Here is a 26934-nt window from a genome sequence, read left to right as displayed (position 1 = left end):
GAAGCGCAACACCGTTTCGTATAAGGTGTTGCGCTGCATGAAAGAACTCAGTACCAGCAACTTCAACCTGAAGAGCGTCTCATCATTGCAAGCCTGCATCGGCAGGGTTCGAGTATGCGGGCCATGGCCCGCATACTCGGGCGCTCGCCAGCCACCGTTAGCCGTGAACTGACGCGAAACAGCTCTCCTGCAGGCTACGCATCGGTGCCGGCTGAAGCGCTCAGCGCCGCACGCCGCGGCGCGGGCCGCCGTCCCACAAAGCTTGGCCTGCAAAGCGTCTGCTGGCGTATCGTTCTCACCCTGCTCGAGTGGAAATGGTCACCCCAGCAGATATCGGGCACACTGAAGCGCATGTATCCGACCGACCCGACCCAGCAGGTTTCGCACGAAACCATCTACACGGCCATCTATGCCCAGCCGCGTGGCGAACTGCGCCGTCAGCTCATTGCCTGCCTGCGCCATGGCCACAGCACGCGTATGCCGCGTACACGGGGCACTGACCGGCGTGGACAGATTCCCGACATGGTCAGCATTCATGTGCGGCCGCCCGAAATCGAAGACCGGCTGCTGCCTGGACACTGGGAAGGCGACTTCATCAAGGGCGCTGGCAACCAGTCCTCAGTCGGCGTGCTGGTCGAACGGACCAGCCGCCTTGTGCTGCTCGCAAAGATGGAAGACGCTACCGCAGCTTCAGCGCTGGCGGGCTTCTCTGCCAAACTCAATTCGATTGTCGCGCCGCTGCGCCAGAGCTTCACCTACGACCAGGGCAAAGAAATGTCGCGCCACAAAGAACTCGCTGCCGCAACCGGTGTGAACGTGTACTTCTGCGACCCGCACAGTCCCTGGCAACGCGGCACTTGCGAAAACACCAACGGGCTGCTGCGACAGTATCTGCCCAAAGGCACCGACCTCTCGGTCTACAGTCAGGACGAACTCGACGCCATCGCCGACAGTCTGAACAGTCGACCTCGTGCCACTCACAACTTCCATTCACCATTCGAGGTCTTCGCCGCCACCCTCGCATCAACAAGCCAACCTCAAGGCTCTAAACATTAATCCCGCTGTTGCGCTTCACCCTTGAAACCGCCAGGTGAAAGCCTTGCAACGTCTGCTGACCCGCTCGCATGGCGGAAAGATGCTCGCCGTCAAGCGGGTGACGGAGAATCGTGGCAAGAGAACGCCGGGGGTGGACGGCAGGGTCTGGTTATCACCGGCGGCCAGATGGAAAGGAATGTTGTCGCTACGTCATCGAGGCTATCGAGCGATGCCGTTGCGGCGTGTCTACATTCCCAAGAGTAATGGAAAAAAGCGTCCGTTAGGAATCCCATGTATGCGGTGCCGTGCGATGCAGGCCTTATGGAAGCTCGCTCTGGAACCCGTCGCGGAGACCCTGGCAGACGCCAATTCCTACGGCTTTCGACCCGAACGCTCGACCGCCGACGCCATCGAACAGTGCTTCAACGTTTTGGCCAAGCGTGTTTCGCCAGAATGGATTCTGGAGGGTGATATTCGAGGCTGTTTCGACAACTTCAGTCACCCCTGGTTTCTGGAAAACATACCGATGGATAAGGTGGTTCTGCGCAAGTGGCTTCGAGCCGGATACATCGATGAGGGAATCCTGTTCGAGTCGCCGGCGGGTACACCCCAAGGGGGTATCATCTCGCCCGTGATCGCGAATATGGCGTTGGATGGGCTTGAAGCAGCAGTTCATGCAAGTGTAGGAACATCCACACTTGTCCGCAGAAAGGCTCAGCTCAACGTCGTCCGCTATGCCGATGACTTTGTGGTGACTGGCGTGTCGAAAGACGTGCTGGAATCTCGGGTGCTTCCGGCAGTCAGGCAGTTCATGGCGACTCGGGGTCTGGAACTCTCGGAAGAGAAAACCCGGATCACGAACATAGCGGCGGGTTTCGATTTCCTCGGCCAGAACGTGCGCAAGTACGACGGCAAGTTGCTGATCAAGCCAGCGAACAAGAGCATCAAGTCGCTGCTTGACAAGGTCAGGGGAATCATCAAGGACAACGCGAGCGCGACGCAGGAAGCGTTGATACGCCAGCTTAACCCTGTGATCCGGGGATGGGCCCAGTATCACCGTCACGTCGTGTCGAAAGTGACCTTCTCCTCAATCGACTCACACATCTGGCAACGGCTCTGGAAATGGGCGAAGCGTCGCCACCCCATGAAAGGAGCCCGGTGGGTCAGGCAACGGTACTTCCGGAGCACTGGATACCGGTCCTGGGATTTTGCGACAAAGGGTTTAACCGAGGGTGACACCTGCGGACTACAACTCTTCCGCGCAGCGACGGTCGCGATCCAGCGACACGTCAAAATCCGGGGACTGGCCAATCCGTTTGATCCGGCATGGACCACCTACTTTGCCCGCCGTCGAATCACGAAACGTTCCGCCGGTCTGCCCGGTGCCACCCAATGGTGCTGAAGGAATGGCTTGAGCCGGATGCGGGGCGACCCGCACGTCCGGTTCTTAGGGGGCGGTGGCGCAGCGATGCGCTGCCGCTACCCGACAAGGACAGCATCTCAATTGCCATATGCGAACCCGGTCGGGAACCTGCGCGGTTTGCCGGCACCATCCGGCATGACGTGCCGACGCTGCTCAAGGTTTTGCGCAAGTACGGCGAAGCCGCACAGGTCAGCGTGGTGTACGAGGCAGGGCCAACCGGTTATGGCCTGTATCGCGAGCTCGCCGCTCATGGCTACGAATGCCAGGTGATCGCCCCCTCGCTGACGCCACACCGCGGCGGGGACCGGATCAAGAACGACCGTCGCGACTGCCTGCGCCTGGCCGAACTGTCGCGAGCCGGTGAACTCAAGGCAATCTGGATACCGGATGCTGCGCACGAAGCACTGCGCAACCTGTGGCGTGCCCGCGAAGATGCCGTGAACATGCGACTCAAGGCCCGTCAGCAACTCAAGGCATTCCTGCTGCGCCAGGGACGCGTCTACCCGGGCAAGACAGCGTGGAGCCGCATGCATCTGCGCTGGCTCGCCAATCAACGGTTTGAGCAAAGCGCCGATCAACTCGCGTTTGCCGAATACCAGCATGCCGTCGAGGACACCCACGCTCGCGTGGAGCGACTGAGCGGTGCACTGGAGCACAGCGCACTAACTGAACAGGTCGCATCGGTAGTAGCTGCACTACGCGCCCTGCGCGGCATCGATACGGTCAGTGCCATCGGACTGGTAGCCGAGATCGGTGATATCGGGCGTTTTGCCACTGCCCGCCAGCTCATGGGCTACCTCGGGCTGGTCCCCTCGGAGCATTCCAGCGGTGGCACTGTGCGACGCGGTGCGATTACCAAGACCGGCAACGCGCACGCACGTCGCCTGCTTACCGAATCGGCGTGGAACTACCGGTTCGCACCGCGCGTGAGCAACGAGCTGCGCACGCGTCAGCGAGCGCTCGCGCAGCCGATCCGCGAACACGCCTGGAAGGCACAGGTTCGCCTGTGCGCGAGGTTCCAGCGACTGCGTAGCCGCGGCGTCCAGGCCAACAAGGTATGCGTCGCCGTGGCGCGCGAACTGGCCGGCTTCGTCTGGGAGATCGCCCGCATGGCGCCGTCTATTGCGACGCACTGAACGGCAGCACGGCATCAGATAAAAGGGTAATCCGGCGATGCGGTACGGCTCACGATAGGAAGAATCCTCGTCGACATTATGTACAGAAGGCCTGCGGGCAACCTGCGTCACTAGAGCGAGGCAGCTTCCCTGACGGATCGATGCACGGTGGTAACCAACCCACGGATATCAGTCTGATCCATCGTCGCTGCAACGGACTTGTGCCGCATCGTCCGATTACCCTTGGGATTCACAATTGCTTCTCTATTGACATGCAGCGACCATATCAGATGTCGCCTCTGAATTTTCTTAATTTGAAGAACTCAGAGGTGCAGGTTGAATGCCAAACAGACGTATTCTGTCGAATTCAGGGAGCAGGCGCTGGCAAAGATCCTGCAACGAGGCAACCGGTCCGTAGGAGCGGTTGCCGCGGAACTGAACATGAACGTATTAACCTTGAGGAAGTGGATCCGCGTGTCTAACGCCGCAAACCGCAACCCGGGGCCAGTCGATGCATGGCGTCCGGAAGACTGGTCTTTGGAAGAGCGCCTGCTGGCCTTGCAGCAAAGCCATGGACTGAGCGACGAGGCGCTGAACGCGTGGTGCCGTGAACGAGGTCTGTTTGCCCTGGAGTTGACCCTGTAGTTCAGGACACTCGGACACCGTTAAGTTGATGATGCAGCGGTTCGCCGGAACTCCCGGGGTGAACGGTACTTCAGTGCCTTATGCGGGCGGCGTTCGTTGTAATGTTCAAAGGCGCCGGCGAGATGCGAGAGCGCTGTTGGCACGTCAGGCTTGTGCATAAAGGCTATGTAATCGTGCTTGATTGTCTTCACGAACGACTGGGCCATGCCGTTGCTCTGCGGCGAACGAACGGGTGTAGTCAACGGCTGCAGACCCAGTTCGCGAGCGAAACTGCGCGTGCGATGGTCAATGTAGGCAGAGCCATTGTCCGATAGCCATTCGATGGGTGCGCCTGCCTGCGCCGTACCGAAGCGTTGCTCGACCGCTGCGAGCATCACATCCCGCACGACATCGCCGCTATGGCCGCCGGTCGTCGCTGCCCAGCTGATGGCTTCCCGGTCATGGCAGTCCAGCGCAAACGTCACGCGCAACGGCGAGCCGTCATCACAACGGAACTCGAAGCCGTCCGAGCACCAGCGGACGTTACTCCGGTCAACGGCAATGCGTCCATCGTGTCGGCGCGTATCGCGACGTTGGCCAAGGCGCCGTAGCAGCAACTGATGGTCGCGCATGACGCGATAGACCCGCTTGGCGTTCACGCACGGGGCACCAGTCATTTCGTGGCTACGGCGCAGCAGTGCCCAGACTCTCCGGTACCCATAGGTCGGCAAGGCGGCCACATGCTCGTGGATTGCAGCGACCAGTTCCGAATCGTCGGTATGCCGGGCGCGACGGCCATCCTCCCAGTCCGGGGAGCGGGTTTTTCTGACTGCCAGAGCAGAGCGCGCCACGCCGAGAACATCGCAGACCGTTTTCATTGGTCGTCCCCGGGCAGTAAGGGCGAGCGCGCAATCCAGTTTTTTGAGCGGCCATATTCGACTGCTTCCTTCAGGATTTCTGCCTCCTGCGTCTTCTTGCCAAGTAGACGCTGCAGTTCCCTGATTTCCTTCATCGCCGTGGCTAACTGCGAGGCAGGCACCACGGCTTCTCCAGCTCTCACCGCTGCCAGGCTGCCGTCCTGATATTGCTTGCGCCACGCAAAGACCTGGTTTGGGTTGACCCCGTGTCGCCGGGCAACCGCTGAAACCGTTGCTCCCGGCTCCATGGTTTCCTGCACGATGGCCACTCTCTCTTGTACCGAACGCCGACGACGGCGCTCCGGTTCGGTCAGAACTTCAATGCTTTCCACGATTTGCCTAGGCTTGAAACCAGTCACAAGACTCCCTCTTATTTTAAGGGGTGTCACGTGTCCTGAAAATCAAGGGGCTACTCCACTTCCGACGTCCCCTTTCCCGGGCAGAAGATCACCTCATAATCCCGGGAAGGGGCGCCATACCGCATTAACAAGTTTTAACTAAAGTTCAACCCAACCTAATTTCCTAGCGTGCCTAACACTACAGCCGTAGTTATTTTTTCATATACTAAGTTAGTATTACTACTCTGTACAGGACTATGAGAGAGAGCGCGAAAGCGTGGGAACATGAAATCGATCTGTTACATGAAAGACTGGCTGGCCTGTTCAGGCGCGCCGAGCCGCGACAGCGTTCGCTGGCTTATCTAAAGGGTCTGCTGGGCACAGTCGAACGCAAGAACGGCTGGCAGCTCGCAGAATGGATTGGCGAAGCCACGCCCGATGGTGTGCAGCACCTTCTCGAAAGGGCGCAGTGGGATGCCGACGCGGCGCGGGACATACTGCGCGAATACGTCGTTGAGCAACTCGGCGAGCGTGAGGCGGTACTCATTGTGGATGAGACGGGCTCCCTCAAGAAGGGCGAGTATTCCGCCGGTGTGCAGCGCCAGTACAGCGGCACGGCAGGCCGTATCGAGAACAGCCAGATTGGTGTGTTTCTGTGCTACGCCGGCAACGGAGGTAGCGCATTTATCGACCGGGAACTGTACATGCCGCAGGGCTGGATCGATGATCGCAGTCGCTGCCGGGCGGCGGGCGTGCCCGACACCGTGGAATTCGCAACAAAGCCCCAACTTGCGCGCCGGATGCTGGAACGGACGCTGGATGCGGGGGTGCCCTGTGGCTGGGTCACCGGCGACGAGGTGTACGGCGGTGACCGTCCCCTGCGGCTGTGGCTCGAGTCGCGCACGCAACCATTTGTGCTGGCGGTCAAAAAGAACGAACCGCTGTGGTAGCAAGGCCCGACCTCGATACGTGCCGACAAGGTTGCGCAAGCCTTGCCTCCACAGGCCTGGCGCCGCCTCTCAGCAGGAATCGGCGCAAAAGGCGAGCGTCTGTATGACTGGGCACTCACGCCGTTATGGCGCCTGCAACCGGGCGCCGAAGAGCGTCGCTTTGGCCACTACCTGCTGGTGCGGCGCAGTCGCGATGAGACCCGCGAGCACGCGTATTACGTCGTTTATGCGCCCCGCAGCAAGGTTACCCGTCAGACGCTGGTCAACGTCGCCGGCAGGCGATGGGAAATCGAAGTCGGATTCGAGGCGGCCAAGGGCGAATGCGGCCTCGATCAATACGAGATTCGTCGCTGGCAGGGCTGGTACCGTCACATCACACTGGCATTGCTGGCGCACGCGGTGCTTGCTGCCCTGAGGGCACAGGCCAAAAAAAAGCAGCTGAAGGTTCACTGCCGTTCAGCGTTCAGGAAATCCGCCGGCTACTGTGTCGACTGATATGGCGAACGCTCCACTCCATTGAGCATGTGATGTCGCGGTCAATGTGGCGGCGTCGACATCAATACCGCGCCCAGCAATGTCACTACCGGCGACGCGGTGGCGTGCCTCCGGCGTATCTAGTGGGTAGCCGCGTTCCCTCTCAGAAACGCGGCCCCCGAAGAACTGTACGTGCAAGTTTCCCTGCATACAGCTCGAGCACAGTATTAAGCGCCATACTGGCGCCGGTCTCGCCATTGCAACACAAGCCCTTCGCAAACGTCACATCGTTGATTCGCCTCATTGCCTAGGCGAAGGGCGCTGAACCGAAAACAGACCGGTCACTCACAAGCTGCCCTTCGTTGAGTCTCAAATGCTGGTTTGCGACAACTGCACCACGCGGAAGTCTGCACCCTTTCAGGTTGGGGCAAATCTCGAACCCCTGTACGACCCATTACGGATCGTCATTCGCTTTCTCCGCGTTCTCATGCCCGCTTCCCCAACAGCTTCCCTTGCGGGTCACCTGCCCCCGCTCCGATACATTGGAGCAAGGGCGGGAAATCGGGATTACCACGTTCCCAATCCTGCCGGCCCGACTGTTCCCGGACCTATCCGTTTAGCGCCCGCCTATTCCCCGATGGCACTTTGGCGACGTGCCCCAAGCCGTAGGGAAACAACCGGCCATCCACCTTTTGGTTAGAGCCTGTCAGCAGCTTTGGCTCTGCGTACTTAACGAGGATTCGACGACGGTTCACTTACGTTGCGCATGCGGAATTTGCCTGGCCCCCACACCGCACCGCTGCTGGCAGTGTCGATCCCTTCCCGGTCACCCGGGTGAACCGCCCATAGGGAGGGTACGTTGTCCCCGAAGCTTCGAACCCGACCGTTACCAGTCGCGCACGTCCGGGTAGGCAACTACTGGTCGCACAGCAGGTCACAACTCCAACCTCCGAGTTCCGGGATTGAACGTGACAAGGCAGAATCGAGCTTTGCCATCCATTGCTGCATGCCGAATAACGCTCGGCGGACGGCGACACGTGTCGCACACGGCTGTAGTACTAACAAATCTTAGGTCAAGCTTGACCTAAAGTTCGAGTTGTTTGAGTACCGCCAAGTCCTTGTTCGTATGCGGCAGGCGATTCCGACCGCGACATCGCGCGCGTCGGGTTGATGGGCCGCAAGAAGCTCACCGCCGTGAGGCGTGTCGCCCTGGAGCTCGACTGGCTCGATCCAGCGCAGCCGCTGCCGGAAGACACCGTGATCGCCGGACGCTTCGGCCGCACACCACACCTGCCGAGCATCTGCGTGTCGACGCTCGATCCCTTTCGCGAGCGGATTGCTCGCTGGTTCGAGTCCGACGTCCAGGGCACGACGATCCACCGTGTCCTCAAGCGCAACCAGGACTACACCGGCAGCTATTCCGCGGTGCGCCTAGACAGCGTCAGCAGCACGGCCGGTTGGCCAAAACAATTGTCGCTGCCCGACTCATTTAGAACCTGCGAGAAGAGCTCCAGCAGAGCACCACCGCGCCCTTCTCAAAGCTCTTGCAATCGCTGTGGGAAACAAAGTATGTTGCCAACATGGCGTCCTCCTGTAGTGGCGATCGGCCACGAAAGACATCATCATTAAGCGGAGAGACAGGGGCTAGATCTGCCGCATTCACGGCCTCATGGGGCTGACACTTCGCGTAAAAATAGACCCTGCATTTAACCTTGACTTCAGCGAGTGGGGCGAGGCATTCGCCGGCGACCGCATCCTCGGTGCCGCTACGCTCGACCGTCTACGCCACGGCGCCTACCGCATCGTGCTTGACGGCGATAGCTTCCGGGCACCCAAACCGATGCCCGAACCCGATCAAACTCGCGGGGGACACTTGTCGCCCCGACGGATCGGTCTGCTTTCCTTGATCTGGATCATGGTTTGCCTCGATTCGGTTGTGCGACAGTTAGCCGCGTAATTTCGAGATGACAAAGACGGGTTTGTGAAACAAACTTGGACATCGATTGAGTAAGGAGAGTCACATGGCAATTGCGCACAATCGCCTTACCGCACCACAGACCGACACGTTTCGGCCTTCGAAAACGGCTTCGCGGACGAAGCCCGTGGGTTCGAGTGGCACGTCATGCAAGACCTGCACGATGCGTCCGTTTTGCGCGATCAACCCCGATGAGCTCGCCTGCGACCGGCAAATGGACGACCTCGTTCTCAGCTATCGCCATGTGAGAAAAGGCGAAGCATTACACCGCGCGGGCGATTCATTCTGCAAAGTCTATGCGGTTCGCACGGGATCGTTCAAGAAGCTCTCGCTGCTTCCGGACGGGCGGGACCAGGTCACCGGGTTTTACGTTGCCGGAGAGCCGATGGGCTTGGACGGCATCGCTACCGGCCACTATGCAAGCGACGCCATCGCCCTTGAAGACAGCAGCGTATGCGTGATGCCGTTCGATCTGCTCGAGTTGCTGAGCCGGGAAGTCAAAGCGGTGCAGGGTCACGTCTACCGAATGCTCAGCGCGGAACTCGTGCGGCAAGGCGGCTTCAGTACGCTGCTCCGCACGATGGCGGCCGACGAGCGGGTTGCGTCGTTTCTTCTGGATCTCTCGCGGCGTTGGCGGGCACGCGCCTATTCGCCGACCGAATTCATCTTGCAAATGACGCGCGAGGAGACCGGCAGCTTTCTCGGGTTGAAGTTGGAGACGGTCAGCCGGATATTGTCGAGGTTCCAGAGGTTGAGGCTCATCACCGTGAACGGCAAAGAAATCCGCATCCTCGACTTCGCCGGATTGAAGAAGGTCGCTCGTCTTTCTGCCTAAGGTAAGAAGCGGCTTCCAACGCGGACAGGTTTCGGTTGTTTCATGAATCACATCGCTTGTCCAATCCGTTCGTGACTCCCCCAGAATCCGCCGAATGGAAATAGTCCACGTGTATTCGCTCCATGATTCGGGTCAGACAAGTGCGCAGAGCCGGGGCGGCGATGCGATTGAGTCGCCTCCTGATCGCTCTGCGCGTGCCTGATGTCTTACTTGACCCAAATCAAGGCGCAGGCAGACGGTGTTCGATACGCTTGCGTCCCTTTCAAAGACGAGAAATAGGGTTCGCCGGGAAGCCATGCCGAATCACACGTTGGATGTCGAAATCGGACCACTTGTATCAGGGCCGATACTGGAGTGCATGCGGCAGACGATCGTAAGGGACACTGCCATGCAGATGGCGGCGCGCCGGTGCCTGCTTGGAAGCCGGATGCGTCATATCGGCGTGCTGGGCGAGCAGGATACGCTGATCGGGCCGCTTGGCTTGTCCGGAGCCGACCGCTGGCCGGCAAGCCCGTTCCTGGTCCAACCAGAGGCGGATCAGTTGTCCTCGGCCCGACAGGGTGTTCACCATTTTCAAACCATAGCGGTCTTAGTAGCGTTCCCATGCCGGGTCGAAGGGATGGGCTTCGCCACGGAGTTGCGTATGTCGCCGGATTGGGACGTCGGATGCTTTGCGTAGCCTCAATCGTCCTGGGTTCCCTTCTGCCGTTAGTTCACCAGTATCGCGGCCAATACCCTGTACCGCCGCGTTCTTTCACGATGGAAGTGTCGCCCTCTGATCCGTCGTGCGCCCTTGCACGGATGCCGCCCGCAGCACCACTTCCACGACGCCTGCCAGAAGGCAGTGTCGACTGCGTTGTAGACTTCTTTCGAGACCCCGTATCGATGATAGTTCGATCAGCCATCGATGATCGGGTTGAGCAGGCCGATGAGATTGACCTGTTTGGCCGATGCATGGTCCATGATGACTGCGCGCACTTTCGTCAGAAACGTTTGAACATTCTTTTTCGATGGCTTGGTGAGTAGCTTGCCGTTCGGATTTTTTCGAATGTTTGGCCTGAGGAAGTCGAACCCTTGCGAGATGTGCGTGATCCTGGTCTTTTCCGGGGAGAGCCTCAGTCCGCGCTCGTGCAGAAAGACCTCGACCAGTGGCTTGACCTCGTTTTCCAGCAACTCTTTCGAGTAACCGGTGATCACAAAGTCATCGACATAGCGAAGCAGACTGAGGTAGCAATCAATGATGGACGACACCTGTAATCGGCTGCTCCTGGAGTAGACAAATCGCGGTTGATTTGAGCGACATCAATGGGACTCGCGTTCTTGGCGGAATCCGCGCGGCGAGATGGCAAAAGGAGAAAATAAGTAAACCAAGGCACTATAGTTTCACGGTCCCGCCATGAAAAGGCGTTATCTCTTGAAGTCAGCCCGTGAAATTGGGCGCGAGATCGAGGATGATATGCAACACAATATTCGTAAATCCGAACAAGGTGACAGGGAGCATGGTCACAACAGCGGAGACGTCGTCATGCTGCATATCGCTTCCGTACGCGAAAGGCCTAGCTCAAAGTCCGAGACGGACCACGCGGTCCCTATTGTGCAGTGGTACGAGAGCGCGCTTGCCGGCATCTTGGAAATATCGAAGGTACTTACCGCTTCCTGCCGGCTCGAAGTCATGTTGGCCAACGTCGTCGATCTCCTGCAATCGTTTGTGCAGATACGGCTCGGTATCGTCTCTCTCTTCGACGATGATGGCGTACCGGACATTACCGTCGGCGCCGGCTGGAGCGAAGGCAGCGATGAGCACTACCGGATGCGCCTGCCGCAGAAGGCAATTGACCAGATCATGTCGACGGACAGGCCGCTCGTCGCCGAGAACGTTGCGGTGCATTCGGGCTTCAGTGCCGCCGACATGGGCGTGCTCGGTGCTTCCGAAAACATGCGAGTGTCGTTCATCGGCGTTCCTATTCGCATCGACGCGAAGGTCGTGGGCACGCTGACCATCGACCGCATCCTGGACAATGGCTCGAACTTCCGGCTCGATTGCGACGTGCGGCTGCTTACCATGATCGCCAACCTGGTGGGGCAGACGGTGAAGCTGCATCGCTTATTCAAGAGCGACCGCGAGCGACTGATGGCGGGGAGGGACGGTCTGCAAAAGCAATTGTCCGAGCTCAACTACCCTGCGCAGGAGCGTAAGAAGTTTCAGGTCGAGGGGATCATTGGTGACAGCCCGGCGCTGCGCGGCCTGCTCGAGAAGATCGCGGTGGTAGCCAAATCGAACAGCACAGTTCTGTTGCGCGGCGAATCCGGTACCGGGAAGGAGCTGGTCGCCAAGGCCCTTCACGAGCTGTCGCCACGAGCCAAGCGGCCCTTCATCAAGCTCAATTGCGCGGCGCTCCCTGAGACGGTGCTGGAATCCGAATTGTTCGGTCATGAGAAGGGTGCCTTTACCAGCGCCTTCAATTCGCGCAAGGGGCGCTTCGAGCTCGCCGACAAGGGGACGCTGTTTCTGGACGAGATCGGCGAGATCTCGGCCTCGTTCCAGGCAAAGCTGCTGCGCGTCCTGCAGGAGCAAGAATTCGAGCGCGTCGGCAGCAACCAGACCATTAAGGTCGATGTTCGCGTGGTTGCCGCCACGAATAAGAACCTGGAAGACGCGGTGGCAAGGAACGAGTTCCGCGCCGACCTTTATTATCGCATTAGCGTGGTTCCCTTGCTGCTGCCGCCGTTGCGTGAAAGGCGCAGTGATATTCCGCTCCTCGCCGTTGAGTTTCTCAAGAATTTCAACAGCGAGAACGGCCGTACGCTGACCTTCGATGCGAGTGCGATTGAAGTATTGATGAACTGCGGTTTTCCCGGCAATGTCCGCGAGCTCGATAATTGCGTGCAGCGGAGCGCGACCCTGGCGCCGGGACTATCGATTGTGAGAAACGACTTTGCCTGCTGCCACGGCGAGTGCCTTTCCGCGATGCTGTGGAAAAGCGGATCGGACGAGATGGCGCTGCAGCCCGGGCCGATCGGACCAGTGCAAGTGAAGCCGGGTACGCCCCCGGCTGAGGCTGCTACGTGGGGCGCAGTTGCGGTCCCGCCTGTCGGCAGCGAGCGGGCTCCGCTAGAGCCTGGCGGCGCAGCCCTCGGAAGTGGTGCGAAGATGACCAACCGCGAGCGTCTCATCGCCGCCATGGAAAGATCCGGCTGGGTGCAGGCAAGGGCGGCGCGGCTGCTTGGACTGACGCCTCGCCAGATTGGCTACGCGCTGAGGAAATACGGTGTCGAGATCAAGCGTTTCTGAAAGCACTGTCGGACTTGCGGCGTGTCGGGGCCGCGACATCGCGACTGATGCGAATAGCTCGGCAAGTCAAGCCAGGGTTTGCCGCGGACCTTGGCATGATCACGATCGGAAGCGGCCCCGCGTCGGCGCCAATTCGGTAATCGTCGAGAACAGCCCGGCCGACCTCAGGGGCGGTCGGTATCTCGACTAAGGTGGTGCGAACGCGGCGCTGTCATCGCCGGTTCGTCGGCCATGTCGCGCTCGACCATCAGCTCACACCGGATGCGGTCAGCGACACAAGCGGTGCTGTTCGATCGCGTTGAATTTCTGGAGGCGCGCCCGGGTCATATCAGCGAGGCGACTCTGTCGCGCGCAAACAAGATTGCGCGCCGTCTGGGCGCTGTGGGCAGATGAAGGGGAGTTCCGGGCAGAAGACACATCTGCCGCTGCGGTTGCGTAGTCAGCCCGGCTGATAGCAGGACAAAACGCTGACAACACGAGAAGAGTCGACCGATTGCTTAGGGCTACGCTGAAGAAGCCGCCGTTTTCGGCGACGGTTTGCTGCTGGATTTCGGAATGCGAGATCAGCGACGCGATTGGTTCGATTTTCTTGCCCCGAAGGGCCTTGCAAGTGGGTCTCTCGACCCACTTTGGCCCCTCATGGACGCACCTGTGCCATGAGCCGCTCGCGGCTCATGTAGATGTTGCTCAACGCCAGTGCGGTGAAGGCGCGCGTGCGTTCTTCGCCAGGCCGCGATAGCGCACCTTGCCGAAACCCCACAGCCGCTTGACCACCGCAAAGACGTGCTCGACCCGCGCACGTATCTTCGACTTGTTGCGGTTCTTCGAGCGTCTGGTGTCATCGATCTCGCCACTTCGCCTGCGCACACGCTGATTGGTAAAGTCTTTCGCTTGCGGTGCCTTGCCGGCGATGAGTTCCTTCTGGCTCGCAACCCGCTGTCACCGTACACACGCCGCTCGGCGCCATGCAGCAGAGCCGGCAGCGGATGCTTGTCATGCACGTTCGCAGCCGTCACTACCGCGCTGTGTGCCAGTCCCGTCTGGCTATCCACACCGATGTGCAGCTTCATGCCGAAGTACCACTGCTGGCCCTTCCTCGTCTGATGCATTTCGGGGTCTCGCGCCTTGTCCGCATTCTTTGTGGAACTGGGCGCACCGATGATGGTGGCATCCACAATCGTGCCGGTGCCTACCTTCAGTCCGCGCCCTTGCAGTACCTCGCCGACCCTGGCGAACAATTGCTCGCCGAGCTTGTTGCGCTCCAGCAGCCGGCGAAACTTCAACAGCGTCGTGCCATCGGGAACGCGTTCGCGCCCCAGGTCAATCCCAACGAATCGCCGCAATGCGGTGCTGTCCAGCAGCGCTTCCTCGCAGGCTTCATCCGCAAGGTTGAACCAGTGCTGCACAAAGTGCATGCGCAGCATGCGCTCCAGACCAACTGGCGGGCGACCGCCTTGCCCCTTCGGATCGTGTGGCTCGACAACCTCGCACAACTGCGTCCACGGTAATCTGCTCCATCGTCTCAAGGAACACATCACGTTTGGTTGGGCGACGAGACTGTTCGAATCCGGCGCCTTGATCGGGCCCCATCGCAAGGGTGGGTTGTTTCATCCGCATTTAACGTCTTACCGCCCATTGGCGTTGACCTTTTTCAGAGTAGCCTTAAGACATTGAGTAAAAGCGATTAACTACCCAAGTTCGTTCCGCACGCATCACTAGCCATCTGCCTGGCCCGGCTTGATTCCGCCAAGGCATCGTGTGAGAGTTCGCCCGGAATTCCTCACTATTTCCGCCCAAGCGGGGTCCAGTCTCTCGCGGGGCATGGTCAGCGTAATGACACCGGCGAGTTGCCCGGACGGGCCGAACACTGGCGCGGCGATACCTGCCAGTTGCGGATCGCGGTCTCCTGGCAGCGCGATGACCTGCTGGCGGCGGATCTGTTGACCGAGTACCTCGTCGCCCTCGTGACAGTAGGCTTGCAACACCCGGCCTCCTGTGCCACGATCCAGCGGCAGTAGCTCGCCGGCGCGGATGTGATCTCGCACAGGCTGCGGCGAGTCGACGCGATACAGGCATAGCCGTTGCGCACCTTGACGTACGTGAAACGCGGCGCTTTCACGGGTTGCGGCCACCAGTTCCTGCAGCACGGGCATCACCAGCGACTCGCTGGAGGACGATCGCGCATAGACGGCATGCAGCCTCGCGACGCCGGACCCCAGCACGTAGCAGCCATCGGCGCGGCGCACCACGAGATGCGCATGTTCCAGCGACGCGAGCAGACGCAGCACGGTGCTCTTGTACAGGCGCGTGCGTTCCGCGAGCGCGCTCAACGACAGCACGGGCGTGCCGTTGCCGAAGGCAGCCAGCAGGTTCAGCGCACGGTCGACCGCTGCTACGCCGCCAGCTGCCGGATTGTCGTCGGCCAACGATGCGATGGCGGGCTGTTTGGACATTGTGCTTCTCCTCAGACGGACCGTTGCAGCAACGCTTCCACTACGCCGAAGCCGAGGTGATCCGCCGGATCGAGCTGCCGTAGTTGTGTGATCAACTGTGTGGCGGTTTCGCGTTCGCCGCGCCGCAGGCCGATGAAGGCGAGGGCCTTTAGCGTGAACAGCCAGAAGCGGGCGGGACCGGGCGCGTGGAAGTTCGCGTCGCCGGCTTGTACCATCTGCCAGTCCTCATTCAACCCGGCGGCATGCGCAGCTGCTCTTAGTCCCAGATGGGCCGCGTGCTCTGCCTCATCGAGTTCGCAGCGTCCGGCATGGAACTTGTAGAGCAGATGATAGGCGGCAAGGCTTTGCGGAGAGGTCAGCGTGACGCTCCACAGGACTGCGACGATCTGCTCGGCCGGCGCGCCGTGCAGGCCGTCGATGGTGCGCCGCACGGCGGCCGGCACCTCGCCGCCGAACAGTTCGGTCGACTCGACCCCGGTCAGCAGGTTCACCAGATCGTCTCCGCGGCGATAAGGCGCTGCACCGGTTCGCCGCCTTCGAGGTGACGCGTGAAGTTTTTCTCCACGTCGGCCATCGTCACGCCGCTGTGTAGCACCGCGTCGGGATAGATGAGCACCGACGCGCCCTGATCGCACGGGCCGAGACAGCCCGAATACGCGATCGCGACGGTATCGGGCGCCTGGCGTTTCTGCTGGTCCGCCCAGAATGCCTTCAGCAGCGCGGTCGAGCCCTTGCCGCCTGCGCAGGCGACGCGCGGATGCTGCGGCGGCCAATTCTGGGTGCAAGCAAACACATGTCGTTCTGCTCTGGCCATGACGTGTTCCTCAACCGAACTTGAACAGGATGCCGTGACCACCGCGCGGGTAGTCCCACTCGATATTCTGGTGGTCGGTACAGAGGATGCGGCAGCTGCCGCATTCGAGGCAGCCGTCGGTGATCAGCGTCACCGCGCCGTTGCCTTCGGCCTTGTAACATGAGGCGGGGCAGACGAAGGTGCAACTCTTCGCGCTGCATTCGCTCTGGCAGACGTCGGCATCCTTGATGTGGACGTGCGGCCGTCCTGCATCGACGCGGTAACGGTTCTGGAACAGCTTTTCCTCTACGTTGACGGGTAGGGTGCTCATCGGAAGGCCCTCAGGAGTTTGTAGGCATCACTCACGATGCCGGAAAGCGAACGGGCTGTGCGGAAGCTCGAAAAAATCTCGCGCTCCTTGCTTTTCTTGTCCTTACCGTCGACCGTGACCATCGTGCGCGCGGCGCGCGCCACGAGGTCGGGGTAGGTCGTGAAGAACTGCGGATTCTGGTGCAGCACGGCCGGCATGTCGCGGTACTTGTGCAGGTCTTTCATCACGAAGCTCTGATCGAGCGCGGCCTTGTAGGCCTTGAGCGTGCCGGCGCGGTAGCCTTGGCCCGCGGCTTTCGCGTGGATCACCGTTTCGGCGGCGAGGCGTCCTGTGGTCATCGCAAGATTCGATCCTTCTCGGTGCGCGGCGTTCACGAAACCGCCTGAATCGCCAACGATCATCCAGCCGTTGCCGTAGACCTGCGGGATTGCGTGAAAACCGCCTTCGGGAATCAGATGCGCGCAATACTCCTTCATCTCGCCGCCCGCAATCAGCGGTGCGATCGACGGGTGCTGCTTCATCTTTTCGAGGAGCACATAGGGGCTCGTGCGGTTGGGGTTTTTCTTGAAGTCGCTCAGCATACAGCCCACGCCTATGGTGAGCGATTCCTTGTTGGTATAGAGGAAGCCAGTGCCCATCATGCCGTCGGTGATCCGGCCGACCATCTCGATCACGACGCCGTCGTCCTCGCCGACGTTGAAGCGCTGGCGGATCGTCTCCTCTGGCATGAAGAGAATCTCCTTGACGGCGAGCGCAACGTTGCCGGCCCCGATCTCTCCATGAAAGCCCGCCTTGCGCGCGAGCGTCGAATTCACGCCGTCGGCGAGCACCACCACGTCGGCATAGACATCGCCGTGCTCGCGGTCGCACTGCACGCCGACCACCAGGTCGCCGTCCATGATCAGTTCCTTCACCGTGGTCTCGCAGAGCAGCAGTGCGCCGGCTTCGCGCACTTTCGATGAAAACCACCTGTCGAACTGCGCGCGGATGATCGTGTAGCGGTTGTAGGGCGGCTTGTTGTAATCCTCGCTGCGCACATGTGTACCGACAAACGACGTATCGTCGAGCATCCACATCCGCTGCTCGATGACGTGGCGCTCCAGCGGCGCATCGTCGCGGAAGTCCGGGATGATATCTTCGAGCGCCTTCGCGTACAGGATCGCACCCTGAACGTTTTTGCTGCCCGGATATTCGCCGCGCTCGATCTGCAGCACTTCCAGACCTGCCTTGGCCATCGTGTAAGCGGCAGCGTTGCCGGACGGACCGGCGCCGACCACAATCACATCGAACTGTGAAGGTTTTCTCATCGTGATTCTCCTCAGGCAGCCTGCTCGCGGCGCCGGGTCAAATGCTCCACAAAAGCCTGCTTCAGCGCGGGCAACACTTGCAACGCATTGCCGACAATCCCGTAGTGTGCGAAATCGAAGATGGGTGCGTTCGGGTCGGTGTTGATCGCCACGATCACGTCTGCGCTTTCCATGCCCACGCGGTGCTGGATCGCCCCGGATATGCCCGCGGCGATGTAGAGTTTGGGCCGCACCGTCTTGCCGGTCTGTCCCACCTGGCGCTCCCCCTCGACCCAGCCGGCCTGCACGCATGGCCGGGTCGCACCCACTTCGCCGCCGAGCACGTTCGCCAGTTCGAACGCCAGCTGGAAGTTTTCCGGGCTCTTCAACCCCTTGCCGCCGCTCACGATCACATCGGCATAGGGCAGGTTGATCCGGTTGCTGCTCGCATCCGGGATAAAGTCGAGCAGCCTCGTGACGATGTCCGTCTCGACCATCCCCAGCGTTCCATGGACGATATTGCCGGTGCGTTCGGCGTCGCGCAGCGGCATCGGCATCACGCGCGGGCGCACCGTCGCCATCTGCGGACGGTACGCGAGCGTCATGATCGTGCACAACAGCGAGCCGCCGAAGGTGGGGCGCGTCGCCGCCAGCGCCCGCGACGCGGGATCGATGTTGAGTTCGGTGCAATCGGCGGTCAGCCCGGTCAGCAGGGTCGTCGCTACGGAGCCGGCGAGGTCGCGGCCCATCGACGTCGCGCCCAGCAGCAGGATCTCGGGCTGATGCCGGTTGACGAGGTCGGTCAGCCCTTTCGTGAACGGCTCGTTGCGATAGCCTTGCAAGACCGGGTCGTGGACGATGTACGCATCGTCCGCGCCGTAAGTGAAGGCTTCTGCGGCGAACTGTTCGAGCGGTTCATTCGCGCCGCCGAGCACCGCGATGCCCACTCGGCTGCCGAGCGTGTCGGCCAATTTGCGCGCTTCACCGAGCAGTTCCCACGAGACGCTGTGCACGTGTCCACGGTCGTGCTCGATAAAGACCCAGACGCCTTTGTAGGCCTTCAGGTGTTTCGGCAGTTCGAGGTTGCGTCCTGCGCGGCCGGCGGGTTTCTTCGCGGGGGCGGCGGGTGCGTTCATGAACCCTCCTTCATCAGCAGGTCAGCTTCCAGGGTAGGATGGCGCGTGAAGATCTTTTGCAGCAGGTTCACCGACACGTCGCAAAGACTCGATGCGTCGAGGTCGAGCATCTCCGCTTTCTCGCTGCGCGGCGTCGGTCCAAAGACTTTGCTGACCACTGTCGGCGAGCCCTTCAGGCCGATCTTGCTGAGATCTTCGATGCAGGCCTGTTCGCAGTTCCATTTGTGCACCGGATAGCCGGCCGCATGAATCATCGCGGGCAGCGTCGCAAAGCGCAGTTCGTTGGTGTTCTCCAGCATTGTGATCAGGCACGGCAGCGCCGTCCTGAGCACGTGCACGCCTCCCTCGGCGCGGCGCTCGACGGTGATCATGCGCGCATCGAGAGCGGTCTCGACGATGCGCGACACGTAGGTCAGCAGTTGCAGCCCGAGGCGTTTGGCGATACCGGGGCCGACTTGCGCGGTGTCGCCGTCGATCGTCTGCTTGCCAGTGAACACGATGTCCACCGCCTGCTCCTTCGCGATCTGCTGGATACCCGCTGCCAGCGCGTACGACGTAGCGAGCGTATCCGCGCCAGCGAATGCACGGTCGGTGAGCAGCACGGCGTCGTCCGCGCCGAAGCTGATGCACTTGCGCAGCGCTTCCTCGGCCTGCGGCGGGCCCATGCAAAGCAACGTGACCTTGCCGCCGAAGCGGTCCTTCAGTCGCAGCGCCTCTTCGAGTGAAAACAGGTCATACGGGTTGACGATCGCCGGAACACCCTGGCGCATGATCGTGTTGGTGACCGGATGAACGCGGATCTGCGTCGAGTCCGGGACCTGCTTGATGCAGACGACAATGTGCATGGTCTTAACGATGTGCATGGTCTTGCTCCACCTGTCAGGCAAGGGTGCGCGCGGGCAGCGACGCGCGCAGACTGTCGAGTGAAACGTGCTGCCGCCCATTTGTGTTCCGGAACACCTTGAACACTTTTTCCTGCGCCGGCGTGGAGGTGACGAAGTCGCCGTAAGCCTTCAGCAGCAGCGCGTGATATGACGCGAACAGTGCGGGTTCGTCGCCTTCCGGCAGCGCGTCCTGTTGCTGGATGTACTGAAAGAAGCGCTTGAGGATGTGCAGTCGACTCACGTTGACGACCTTCTGGTCGAACGGGATGCCGAAGAACTGCAGGAAGTCCTCGGCTGAGGACAGCGCCTTGAGTTGCTGGACCAAGCTTTCCATCGCGTTTACTCCTTGCAAGCGGATGAGGATAGATGTGGGCAGAACGTCGGCTCGGCGAAGTACTTGTCGCAGGCGCCGCTGGTGGCGCACGGCGGCGTCGTGCCCGACTGATCGGGTTGCGCGACGCGCTTCGTGAAGCGGACCACAGCGCCGTTCATGACAATTCTCCGACGGTGTAGCGCAACTCGATCAGGAAGCGATACAGGTCGGCGGCGCTGGGCGCTTGCTTGTGCTGGGTGGCATGGTGGCGGATACGGGTCAGCAGCAGCACGAGCAGCTTTTCACTAACGGGCAGGCCGAGCGCGTCATAAGCTTGGCGCACGCTTTGCGAACCCGAATGCTTGCCGAGCACGACCGAGCGTTCGCGACCGAGTTCGGCGGGATCGAAGCTCTCGTAGGTCGATGCATTCTTCGCGAGCCCGTCTGTGTGGATGCCGGACTCGTGCATGAATACGCTGGCGCCGACAATGCTTTTGTTCAGCGCGACCGGGCGTCCTGAAGCCCGTTCGACAAGCCGAGAGATGCTCAACAGCGCGGTCGTGTCGACGCCGGTGTTGCGACCCATGATATGCCGCACGCCCATTACGATCTCCTCCAGCGCGGCATTTCCGGCGCGTTCGCCGAGACCATTGACAGTGGTGTTGGCGTGGGTTGCGCCGGCGCGCAGTGCGGCAAGGGTGTTCGCGGTCGCGAGCCCGAGGTCGTTGTGCGCGTGGATTTCGATTTCCAGATCGACCGCGTCGTGCAATCGCGCAATCGCTTCATAGGTCGAAAAAGGATCGAGGACGCCGAGCGTGTCCGCAAAGCGGATGCGTTGCGCACCGCACTGTTGCGCGTGCCGGGCCACGTCGTCGAGGAACGAGGGGTCCGCGCGCGAGGCATCCTCCGCGCCCAGCGAAACCTTGCGGCCGCTTTTGACGGCGGCGCTGATTACGCGATTCACCTGCGCGAGCACCCATGAGCGCGGCTGGTGCAATTTGTGTTGAAGGTGGATATCGGAGACGGGAATCGACAGGTGAATGATGTCGGGATTGCAGCGCAAGGCCGACGCCAGGTCCGCGTCGGTGAGACGGCCCCAGACCATCAGATCGGCGTCGAGATTCAGCGCGACGATGTTCCGGATGCAATCGATTTCCTCGGCACCCATTGCGGGGATACCGATTTCCAGTTCGGGTACCCCGGCGCTTGACAGCGCCTCGGCAATCGCGCATTTTTCGGCAACCGTGAATGCGACGCCAGCGGTCTGTTCGCCGTCGCGCAGTGTGGTGTCGTTGATGATCGGATTCGACACGGAAAGTTGTCCTTTAGGCATTTGATCATACGGTTTGCAAGTACTGGGCCATGCACGGTTAGTGCGAATAGTCGCTTGCTGTGGGGCTTTCCGGTGTTCGCTGGCGCTGTGATGAAGCGGTTCCAACGAAGACCTGTCGCGAATGTCCTGTTTCGAACAACCAGGTGTAGCGATCAACGCGGCGCTGCAGAAAGCGATGCGCGATGCGATGGGCGTGGTCAGCCAGGATGTGCGGATGCGGTCGGCGCGATGCAAACGCTGTAGGGATTGGCTATCCATAGCGACCGCGACGCGGGAAGATAAACACAGGCGGCGGCTATCCGCGCGGCTATGCGCTCGCGGCGATTGACCGCTATGGCGCTTGAACAGGCCGCACAGCGCTAAGGACGCATGCCCTCAATGCTCACGCGCGAGGTCGCGCGTATGTGGCGGCAGTTCGATCGTCAGGTCGGCGTCGCAGCTTCACGCAGCACGCGAGACGCGATTGCACGTCAACGCCCCACGCATTGTCGAACTGGTTGTTCTCCTCGTCGTCGGGAGGCGCCAGTCAGTGAGATTTTCATGATTGCCTCACACGGAAAACGAATTGCCGCAGCCACAGGCGCTCTGCGCATTGGGGTTGTGAATGACGAAGCGCGAACCTTCCAGGCCGTCTTCGTAGTCGACGCGCGCGCCGGGCAGGTATTGCTGGCTCATCGAATCGACCAGCAACGTGACGCCGTCCGTGACGGTCTGCATGTCGTCGTCCGCCACCTGGTCGTCGAACGCGAAGCCGTACTGCAAGCCCGAACAGCCGCCGCCGGACACGTACAGCCGCAGCTTCAGGTTGGGATTGCCTTCTTCCTCGATCAGCGAGGCCACTTTCGCAGCGGCCTGAGGCGTCAATTCGAGCAGGCCGGGCATGACGCCGGGTGTGGCGGAAGCCGGTTGGGTGAGCGTTTCCATGGAGGTTCCTCTCAGGCTTGAATGGACTCACTTCGGATTAGACGAGCAGGTCGGTTGCTCGGCGAGTTACAGGTCGTCGGCTGCTGCGCCTCGAACCGTCTGGCGCGAGCGAAAGTCAGACACGCCGCCTTGATCGCGTCCTCGGCGAGAACCGAGCATTGGATCTCGACCGGCGGCAATGGCAGTTCCTCGACGATCTGATGCGTGTACAACGTCCCCGAGCGCATGCTGCGCTCGGGGACGCCGCCGTGCATGTGGCACGCGATCCGCATGCGCGGCCGGAGCTCCGCGTACAGCGCGCCAATGCCTTTGGGGCCGTCGATCTAGTGAGCCGAGAGCGACATCAGATCGACCGGCAAAGCGGCGAGATCGATAGGCACCTTGCTGGCGGCCTGCGCGGCACACGTGCGGCAGGATGCCCCGGGCGCGGCAGAGCGCGCCGATTGCGGCGAGGTCCACGAGACCGCTTTCTTGCACCGGCAACACTGTGACCTCCAAGCCATCGCGATCAAGTTCGAGCATCGCGCCGAGCACCGACTGGTGCTCGGTCGTGAGCGTCACTAGGGGATTGCCTTTGGCGCGATGAAGGTGCGCGGCACCCTTGGTCGCGAGGTTATTCGATTCCGTCGCTCCGGAGGTCCAGACAATCTCGTGCGGGTCCCCGTTGACGAACGAGCTGACCTGCTCGCGGGCCAGTTCCACCGTTTTTTCGCCGACCCAGCCGTAGGCATGCGAACGGCTGGCCGAATTGCCGTACATCTCGGTCCGGTAAGGCAGCATGCGTCTGATCACGCGCCGATCGACCGGCGTGGTGGCGACGTGACCCAGATGCACCGGGTTGGCGCCGCGCGGATGGAGGCCGGTACTGACGCGTTGGAAATCCGACATCGCAGGCTCCTGAAAGCGGGGTAATGCGACCTTCAGGGCAACTTCCATACCAGTGGACTTCCACGCTCTCGTGGCCTCTTTAAGCTGGGCCGCTGTTGTTTTGCTGTTGTTTTTGTGTCGATGCGCCCGACGAGTGAGGATTGCCGCCGTTCTTTTTGTCGGATTTGTCGTTACGCGCGCGGGATTCACATGCGCGATGGCTGAAAAGCGTTGGACGGCGTCTGCGAGGTGAGCAAGACGCTGGTTTCGTCGCTCGATGTGGCGAAAGCCTTCCGCGAGCCCCTGAACTATCTTGTGCAGACGATGGGGTGGCGGCGCGCCTATGTGGTGCTGGCCGAACCGGACGGGCAACTGCGCGGCCTGAGCGTTACGGGTCTTTCGCGTGACGAGCAGCAGCGTCTTCAGTTCCGGCCCTGCGAAGGCACCGTCGGCCGCGCGTGAAGGAGCGGCATTGGGTGATCGTGCCCAACGTGAACGATGAACCGGCGCTCCTGTTTGCATGGGTGGCGTGGTCCAGATAGCAGCGAGTCGTTCGTCGGGGCAATTGCGCGGCGTTGATGGAGTGCCTGCGGGAAAGCGAGCTGTTCGGCCACGAGAACGGTGCGTTCACCGGCGCGCAGGGGCCAAGAAAGAGCCGCTTCGAACTGGCGCACGGCGGTACGCTGTTCCTTGACGAGATTGGCGATATCGCGCCGTCGTTTCCGGCCTAGCTGTTGCGCGTGCTGCAGGAGCGCGAGTTCGAGCGTGTCGGCGGCATGACGCCGGTGAAGGTGGATGTGCGTCTGATTCTCGCGACCAATCGCAACCTTGAACGGATGGCGACGGCCGGCGAGTTGCGCTCGGATCTCTACTACTGTATCAACGTGGTCAGTATCGAGTTGCCGCCCCTGCGTGAGCGGCGAGAAGATATTCCGGCCAAGGCACAGCTTCTTGCCCGTTTCAACCGTGAAAACGCGCAGTCCATCCGCTTCGACACGGAAGCGATGCGGGTGCTGATGAGATCCTACTGGCCGGGCAAGGTTCGTGAACTGAAGAACTGTGTCGAACGCACGGCGACCATGACACGTGACGGCGTGATCTACCGTTTCAAGTTCCCGTCTCAGGAGGATCATTGTCTGACGAAGGTGCTGCACTACGTCGAGCGCGAGGATGTGGTTCGTCCCGCGCCTCTGGGAGAAATGCCGATCGCTGAGGTGCCGTCGTCGCAGCCGCCGTACGGGCATCATGATCCGGATATGGCGTCGGCACCGGCTGTCTGGCCTAGCAGCGCGGCCACTGAGGCTGCCGCTGATCTGGATCCAGTGGCGGACGACCACACGTTCGCGACATCGTAAGCCGGGAAGCCAGAGGGTGAACGCGAACGATTGATCTGGTCGACGGAACGCAGCGGCTCGTTCCAGGCGAAGGCGGCGCGCTTCCTGGGGATCACGCCCCGGCAGATAGGCTATGCGCTGCATACATCCTCTATTGAGGTTCACCGGTTCTGACCAGGATAGAGAATGCTTCGCCTACCCAGCTTGTGCGGGTCCATCTCGCTGGTTCGGCACATGCGTTCCGGGTCGTGTGAGATTTGTCGCAACATCGACACGACGCAACGAAATTGGAGGGATACGTCGCGCGCCGGGATCATACAGAACTGTGAAATATCCCCTAACACGTTGATCCTTGGCTTTCTTGTCGGGTGGCATGGATCTGGCTTTATGGCTTGCGCGCGGCCGCCGTCGGTTGCGAGGAGATATCCATGCAAGCGAGTTCAAATGCGAGCGACTTGCCCGCAGCGGCTTATATCGGCATCGGGCAGATTAAAGCTCTCGGCGTGAAGATCGAAGACCCGTCCACCGGTGGCGGCTGCGGCACGCACGGTGGCGAGGGTAAGGCCAGTTGCGGCGCGTCGGGCAGTCTCGACGACTTGCCGCCGGACATCTGGGAGAAGGTCAAGAATCACCCGTGCTACTCGGAAGAAGCCCATCATCACTATGCGCGCATGCATGTGGCGGTGGCGCCGGCTTGCAACGTCCAGTGCAACTACTGCAACCGCAAATACGACTGCTCGAACGAGTCGCGTCCCGGCGTGGTCTCTCAGAAGCTAACGCCGCAACAGGCAGTGAAGAAGGTCGTGGCCATCGCAAGCGAGATGCCGCAGATGACGGTGCTTGGCATTGCCGGTCCTGGTGATTCGCTGGCGAGCCCGAAGAAGACCTTCGAGACGGTCCGGATGCTGCAGGAACAGGCGCCGGACATCAAGCTGTGCCTGTCGACCAATGGCTTGGCGTTGCCCGACCTTGTGGACGCAATCTGCAAGTACAACATCGACCACGTGACAATTACCATCAACATGGTCGACCCGGCGGTGGGCGAGAAAATCTATCCGTGGATTTTCTGGGAGCACAAGCGCGTGACCGGTTACGAAGCAGCCCGCATCCTTCATGACCGGCAGATGAAGGGTCTCGAGATGCTCACCGCACGCGGCGTGCTGACCAAGATCAACTCTGTGCTGATTCCCGGCATCAACGACGAGCACCTGATCGAGGTCAGCCGCGAGGTGAAGAAACGCGGCGCGTTCCTGCATAACATCATGCCGCTGATCTCGGAGCCCGAACACGGCACTCACTTTGGCCTGAGCGGCCAGCGGGGGCCGACTGCGCAGGAACTCAAGGCGGTGCAGGACGCCTGCATGGGCGGCGCCAACCTGATGCGTCATTGCCGCCAGTGCCGCGCGGATGCGGTTGGCCTGCTGGGCGAGGACCGCAGCGAGGATTTCACGCTCGACAAGATCGAGCAGATGGAAGTGGTCTACGACCTCGACCGCCGCCGTGAATACCAGCAGCGCGTCGAAGCGGAGCGTCAGGCGCAGCACGACGCGAAGCAGGAAGCGCTGGCTGTCTCTCGCGAGATCGACGTCGCCGACGACATGAAGGTGCTGGTCGCGGTCGCAACGAAGGGCGGCGGCCGGATCAACGAGCACTTCGGCCACGTCACGGAGTTTCAGATCTTCGAGGTCTCGGCAGCCGAAGCGCTGATCGTCGGCCATCGCCGGGTGGACCTGTATTGCCGGGGCGGTTACGGCGACGACGAGCAACTACCGTTGGTCGTGCGCGCGCTCCACGACTGCCACGCGGTGCTGGTCGCGAAGATCGGCGCCTGCCCGAAAGACGAACTGGCGCAAGCGGGCATCGAGCCGGTCGATCAGTACGTCGCCGAATTTATCGAAAAAGCGGTGCTTGCTTGGTTCAACGACTACCGCAGTCGCATCGCCAGCGGCGCCATCGTGCACCGGGACCGCGGCGATGCTTCGATCCGCCAGGGTGCTTACACCTCGTCAGCCTCAGCGGCGTGACAACCCCACACCTTTCCAGACAGGACAACAGGAGAGCCTCCATGCCTCTGAAGATTATCGCGTCCACCTGTACGGGATGCTCGGCCTGCGAACCGGAATGCCCCAATGTCGCGATCAGCGACAAAGGCGGCGTGTTCGCGATCGACCCCAAGAAATGTACCGAATGCGAAGGCCACTTCGACGACCCGCAGTGCGTCGCCGTGTGTCCCGTGGACGGCTGCATCGTTCAGGTTTGAGTCTGGCTCGTGGCCGGGCCGGCCATTCATCCATCAGGAGAC

Annotated in this window: 23 protein-coding genes and 7 pseudogenes; 13 read left to right on the top strand and 17 right to left on the bottom strand. The window is 61.1% G+C overall.

What is annotated here, in order from left to right; all coding sequences use genetic code 11:
* The first annotated feature begins 33 nt into the window (after positions 1–33).
* The 4 genes from B0G80_RS06900 (at position 34) to B0G80_RS06885 (ending at position 4218) form a co-directional block, all read left to right on the top strand.
* The gene (locus B0G80_RS06900) at positions 34–1056 is read left to right on the top strand and encodes an IS30 family transposase (protein ID WP_116117484.1); all 1023 of its coding nucleotides are present in this window, start codon (positions 34–36) and stop codon (positions 1054–1056) included.
* A gap of 43 nt (positions 1057–1099) precedes the next feature.
* Entirely contained in the window at positions 1100–2437 is a 1338-nt protein-coding gene (gene ltrA / locus B0G80_RS06895) for a group II intron reverse transcriptase/maturase (RefSeq protein WP_258878847.1), read from the top strand.
* A complete protein-coding gene (locus B0G80_RS06890) occupies positions 2428–3594 on the top strand; it encodes an IS110 family transposase (RefSeq protein WP_258878846.1) in 1167 nt (388 codons plus the stop codon). The genes ltrA and B0G80_RS06890 overlap by 10 nt, the downstream gene beginning before the upstream one ends.
* A 315-nt stretch (positions 3595–3909) precedes the next feature.
* Complete coding sequence (locus tag B0G80_RS06885) at positions 3910–4218, top strand: transposase (RefSeq protein ID WP_116117482.1); 309 nt, start codon at positions 3910–3912, stop codon at positions 4216–4218.
* A gap of 20 nt (positions 4219–4238) precedes the next feature.
* Here the strand turns inward: B0G80_RS06885 and B0G80_RS06880 are convergent.
* A protein-coding gene (locus B0G80_RS06880; RefSeq protein WP_116119551.1) for an IS3 family transposase occupies positions 4239–5437 on the bottom strand; the annotation gives its coding sequence in 2 pieces (ribosomal slippage) (positions 4239–5122 and positions 5122–5437; 1200 coding nt in all).
* Positions 5438–5709: 272 nt separating this feature from the next.
* On the opposite strand from B0G80_RS06880, the pseudogene B0G80_RS06870 reads away from it, so the two are divergent.
* The 5 genes and pseudogenes from B0G80_RS06870 (at position 5710) to B0G80_RS06845 (ending at position 10365) form a co-directional block, all read left to right on the top strand.
* Positions 5710–6897 (top strand): annotated as a pseudogene (locus B0G80_RS06870) (IS701 family transposase).
* A gap of 1149 nt (positions 6898–8046) precedes the next feature.
* Positions 8047–8505 (top strand): hypothetical protein, encoded by a 459-nt coding sequence (locus B0G80_RS46715; RefSeq protein WP_258878845.1) that lies wholly within the window; start codon positions 8047–8049, stop codon positions 8503–8505.
* Positions 8506–8584: 79 nt separating this feature from the next.
* Positions 8585–8725: pseudogene (locus tag B0G80_RS47780) on the top strand (ATP-binding protein); the annotation flags it as partial.
* A 340-nt stretch (positions 8726–9065) separates the two neighbouring features.
* On the top strand, positions 9066–9686 hold the full coding sequence (locus tag B0G80_RS06850; RefSeq protein WP_258878844.1) for a helix-turn-helix domain-containing protein: 621 nt from the start codon (positions 9066–9068) through the stop codon (positions 9684–9686).
* A 358-nt stretch (positions 9687–10044) separates the two neighbouring features.
* Entirely contained in the window at positions 10045–10365 is a 321-nt protein-coding gene (locus B0G80_RS06845) for a hypothetical protein (protein ID WP_116117480.1), read from the top strand.
* A gap of 29 nt (positions 10366–10394) precedes the next feature.
* On the opposite strand, the pseudogene B0G80_RS47995 reads toward B0G80_RS06845, so the two are convergent.
* Positions 10395–10568, bottom strand: a pseudogene (locus B0G80_RS47995) (hypothetical protein); the annotation flags it as partial.
* 15 nt (positions 10569–10583) lie between these two features.
* Positions 10584–10937, bottom strand: a complete 354-nt coding sequence (locus B0G80_RS06835) for a reverse transcriptase domain-containing protein (RefSeq protein WP_116117479.1) — start codon at positions 10935–10937, stop codon at positions 10584–10586.
* A gap of 163 nt (positions 10938–11100) precedes the next feature.
* On the opposite strand from B0G80_RS06835, the gene nifA reads away from it, so the two are divergent.
* Positions 11101–12978, top strand: coding sequence for a nif-specific transcriptional activator NifA (gene nifA / locus B0G80_RS06830; protein WP_258878843.1), 1878 nt, complete (start codon positions 11101–11103; stop codon positions 12976–12978).
* A gap of 637 nt (positions 12979–13615) precedes the next feature.
* Here nifA and B0G80_RS06825 read toward each other — a convergent pair.
* The 14 genes and pseudogenes from B0G80_RS06825 to B0G80_RS06765 form a co-directional block, all read right to left on the bottom strand.
* Positions 13616–14589: pseudogene (locus B0G80_RS06825) on the bottom strand (IS5 family transposase).
* 104 nt (positions 14590–14693) lie between these two features.
* A complete protein-coding gene (locus tag B0G80_RS06820) occupies positions 14694–15431 on the bottom strand; it encodes an IclR family transcriptional regulator (protein WP_116117477.1) in 738 nt (245 codons plus the stop codon).
* A gap of 11 nt (positions 15432–15442) precedes the next feature.
* Positions 15443–15922 (bottom strand): hypothetical protein, encoded by a 480-nt coding sequence (locus B0G80_RS06815; protein WP_116117476.1) that lies wholly within the window; start codon positions 15920–15922, stop codon positions 15443–15445.
* Positions 15919–16245: a ferredoxin gene (locus B0G80_RS06810; RefSeq protein ID WP_116117475.1), complete on the bottom strand. Its 327-nt coding sequence runs from the start codon at positions 16243–16245 to the stop codon at positions 15919–15921. Before B0G80_RS06810 ends, B0G80_RS06815 begins: the two co-directional genes overlap by 4 nt.
* Before the next feature lie 10 nt (positions 16246–16255).
* On the bottom strand, positions 16256–16555 hold the full coding sequence (locus tag B0G80_RS06805; RefSeq protein WP_018423212.1) for a ferredoxin family protein: 300 nt from the start codon (positions 16553–16555) through the stop codon (positions 16256–16258).
* On the bottom strand, positions 16552–17862 hold the full coding sequence (locus tag B0G80_RS06800; RefSeq protein WP_116117474.1) for an FAD-dependent oxidoreductase: 1311 nt from the start codon (positions 17860–17862) through the stop codon (positions 16552–16554). Before B0G80_RS06800 ends, B0G80_RS06805 begins: the two co-directional genes overlap by 4 nt.
* An 11-nt stretch (positions 17863–17873) precedes the next feature.
* Positions 17874–18977 (bottom strand): electron transfer flavoprotein subunit alpha/FixB family protein, encoded by a 1104-nt coding sequence (locus tag B0G80_RS06795; RefSeq protein WP_116117473.1) that lies wholly within the window; start codon positions 18975–18977, stop codon positions 17874–17876.
* Positions 18974–19822, bottom strand: a complete 849-nt coding sequence (locus B0G80_RS06790; protein WP_116119549.1) for an electron transfer flavoprotein subunit beta/FixA family protein — start codon at positions 19820–19822, stop codon at positions 18974–18976. Before B0G80_RS06790 ends, B0G80_RS06795 begins: the two co-directional genes overlap by 4 nt.
* A gap of 34 nt (positions 19823–19856) precedes the next feature.
* Positions 19857–20195 (bottom strand): nitrogenase stabilizing/protective protein NifW, encoded by a 339-nt coding sequence (gene nifW, locus B0G80_RS06785; RefSeq protein WP_116117472.1) that lies wholly within the window; start codon positions 20193–20195, stop codon positions 19857–19859.
* A 5-nt stretch (positions 20196–20200) separates the two neighbouring features.
* A complete protein-coding gene (locus tag B0G80_RS45720) occupies positions 20201–20353 on the bottom strand; it encodes a hypothetical protein (RefSeq protein ID WP_181919923.1) in 153 nt (50 codons plus the stop codon).
* Positions 20350–21486: a homocitrate synthase gene (nifV, locus tag B0G80_RS06780; RefSeq protein ID WP_116117471.1), complete on the bottom strand. Its 1137-nt coding sequence runs from the start codon at positions 21484–21486 to the stop codon at positions 20350–20352. Before nifV ends, B0G80_RS45720 begins: the two co-directional genes overlap by 4 nt.
* A gap of 396 nt (positions 21487–21882) precedes the next feature.
* Positions 21883–22033: pseudogene (locus B0G80_RS46705) on the bottom strand (2Fe-2S ferredoxin); the annotation flags it as partial.
* Positions 22034–22056: 23 nt separating this feature from the next.
* Complete coding sequence (gene erpA, locus B0G80_RS06770; protein ID WP_102630859.1) at positions 22057–22431, bottom strand: iron-sulfur cluster insertion protein ErpA; 375 nt, start codon at positions 22429–22431, stop codon at positions 22057–22059.
* A gap of 191 nt (positions 22432–22622) precedes the next feature.
* Positions 22623–23319 (bottom strand): annotated as a pseudogene (locus tag B0G80_RS06765) (aminotransferase class V-fold PLP-dependent enzyme); the annotation flags it as partial.
* Positions 23320–23529: 210 nt separating this feature from the next.
* Here B0G80_RS06765 and B0G80_RS47990 point away from each other — a divergent pair.
* The 3 genes and pseudogenes from B0G80_RS47990 (at position 23530) to B0G80_RS06750 (ending at position 26892) form a co-directional block, all read left to right on the top strand.
* Positions 23530–24806 (top strand): annotated as a pseudogene (locus tag B0G80_RS47990) (sigma 54-interacting transcriptional regulator).
* Between the two features lie 254 nt (positions 24807–25060).
* Positions 25061–26656, top strand: a complete 1596-nt coding sequence (gene nifB / locus B0G80_RS06755) for a nitrogenase cofactor biosynthesis protein NifB (RefSeq protein WP_116117470.1) — start codon at positions 25061–25063, stop codon at positions 26654–26656.
* 41 nt (positions 26657–26697) lie between these two features.
* The gene (locus B0G80_RS06750; RefSeq protein WP_090811334.1) at positions 26698–26892 is read left to right on the top strand and encodes a 4Fe-4S binding protein; all 195 of its coding nucleotides are present in this window, start codon (positions 26698–26700) and stop codon (positions 26890–26892) included.
* Positions 26893–26934 lie beyond the last annotated feature (42 nt).

The organism is Paraburkholderia sp. BL6669N2 (assembly GCF_003387275.1).
Taxonomy (GTDB): domain Bacteria; phylum Pseudomonadota; class Gammaproteobacteria; order Burkholderiales; family Burkholderiaceae; genus Paraburkholderia.
The sequence above is the reverse complement of the archived record's forward strand: the minus strand, read 5'-3'. Positions and strand labels throughout refer to the sequence as shown.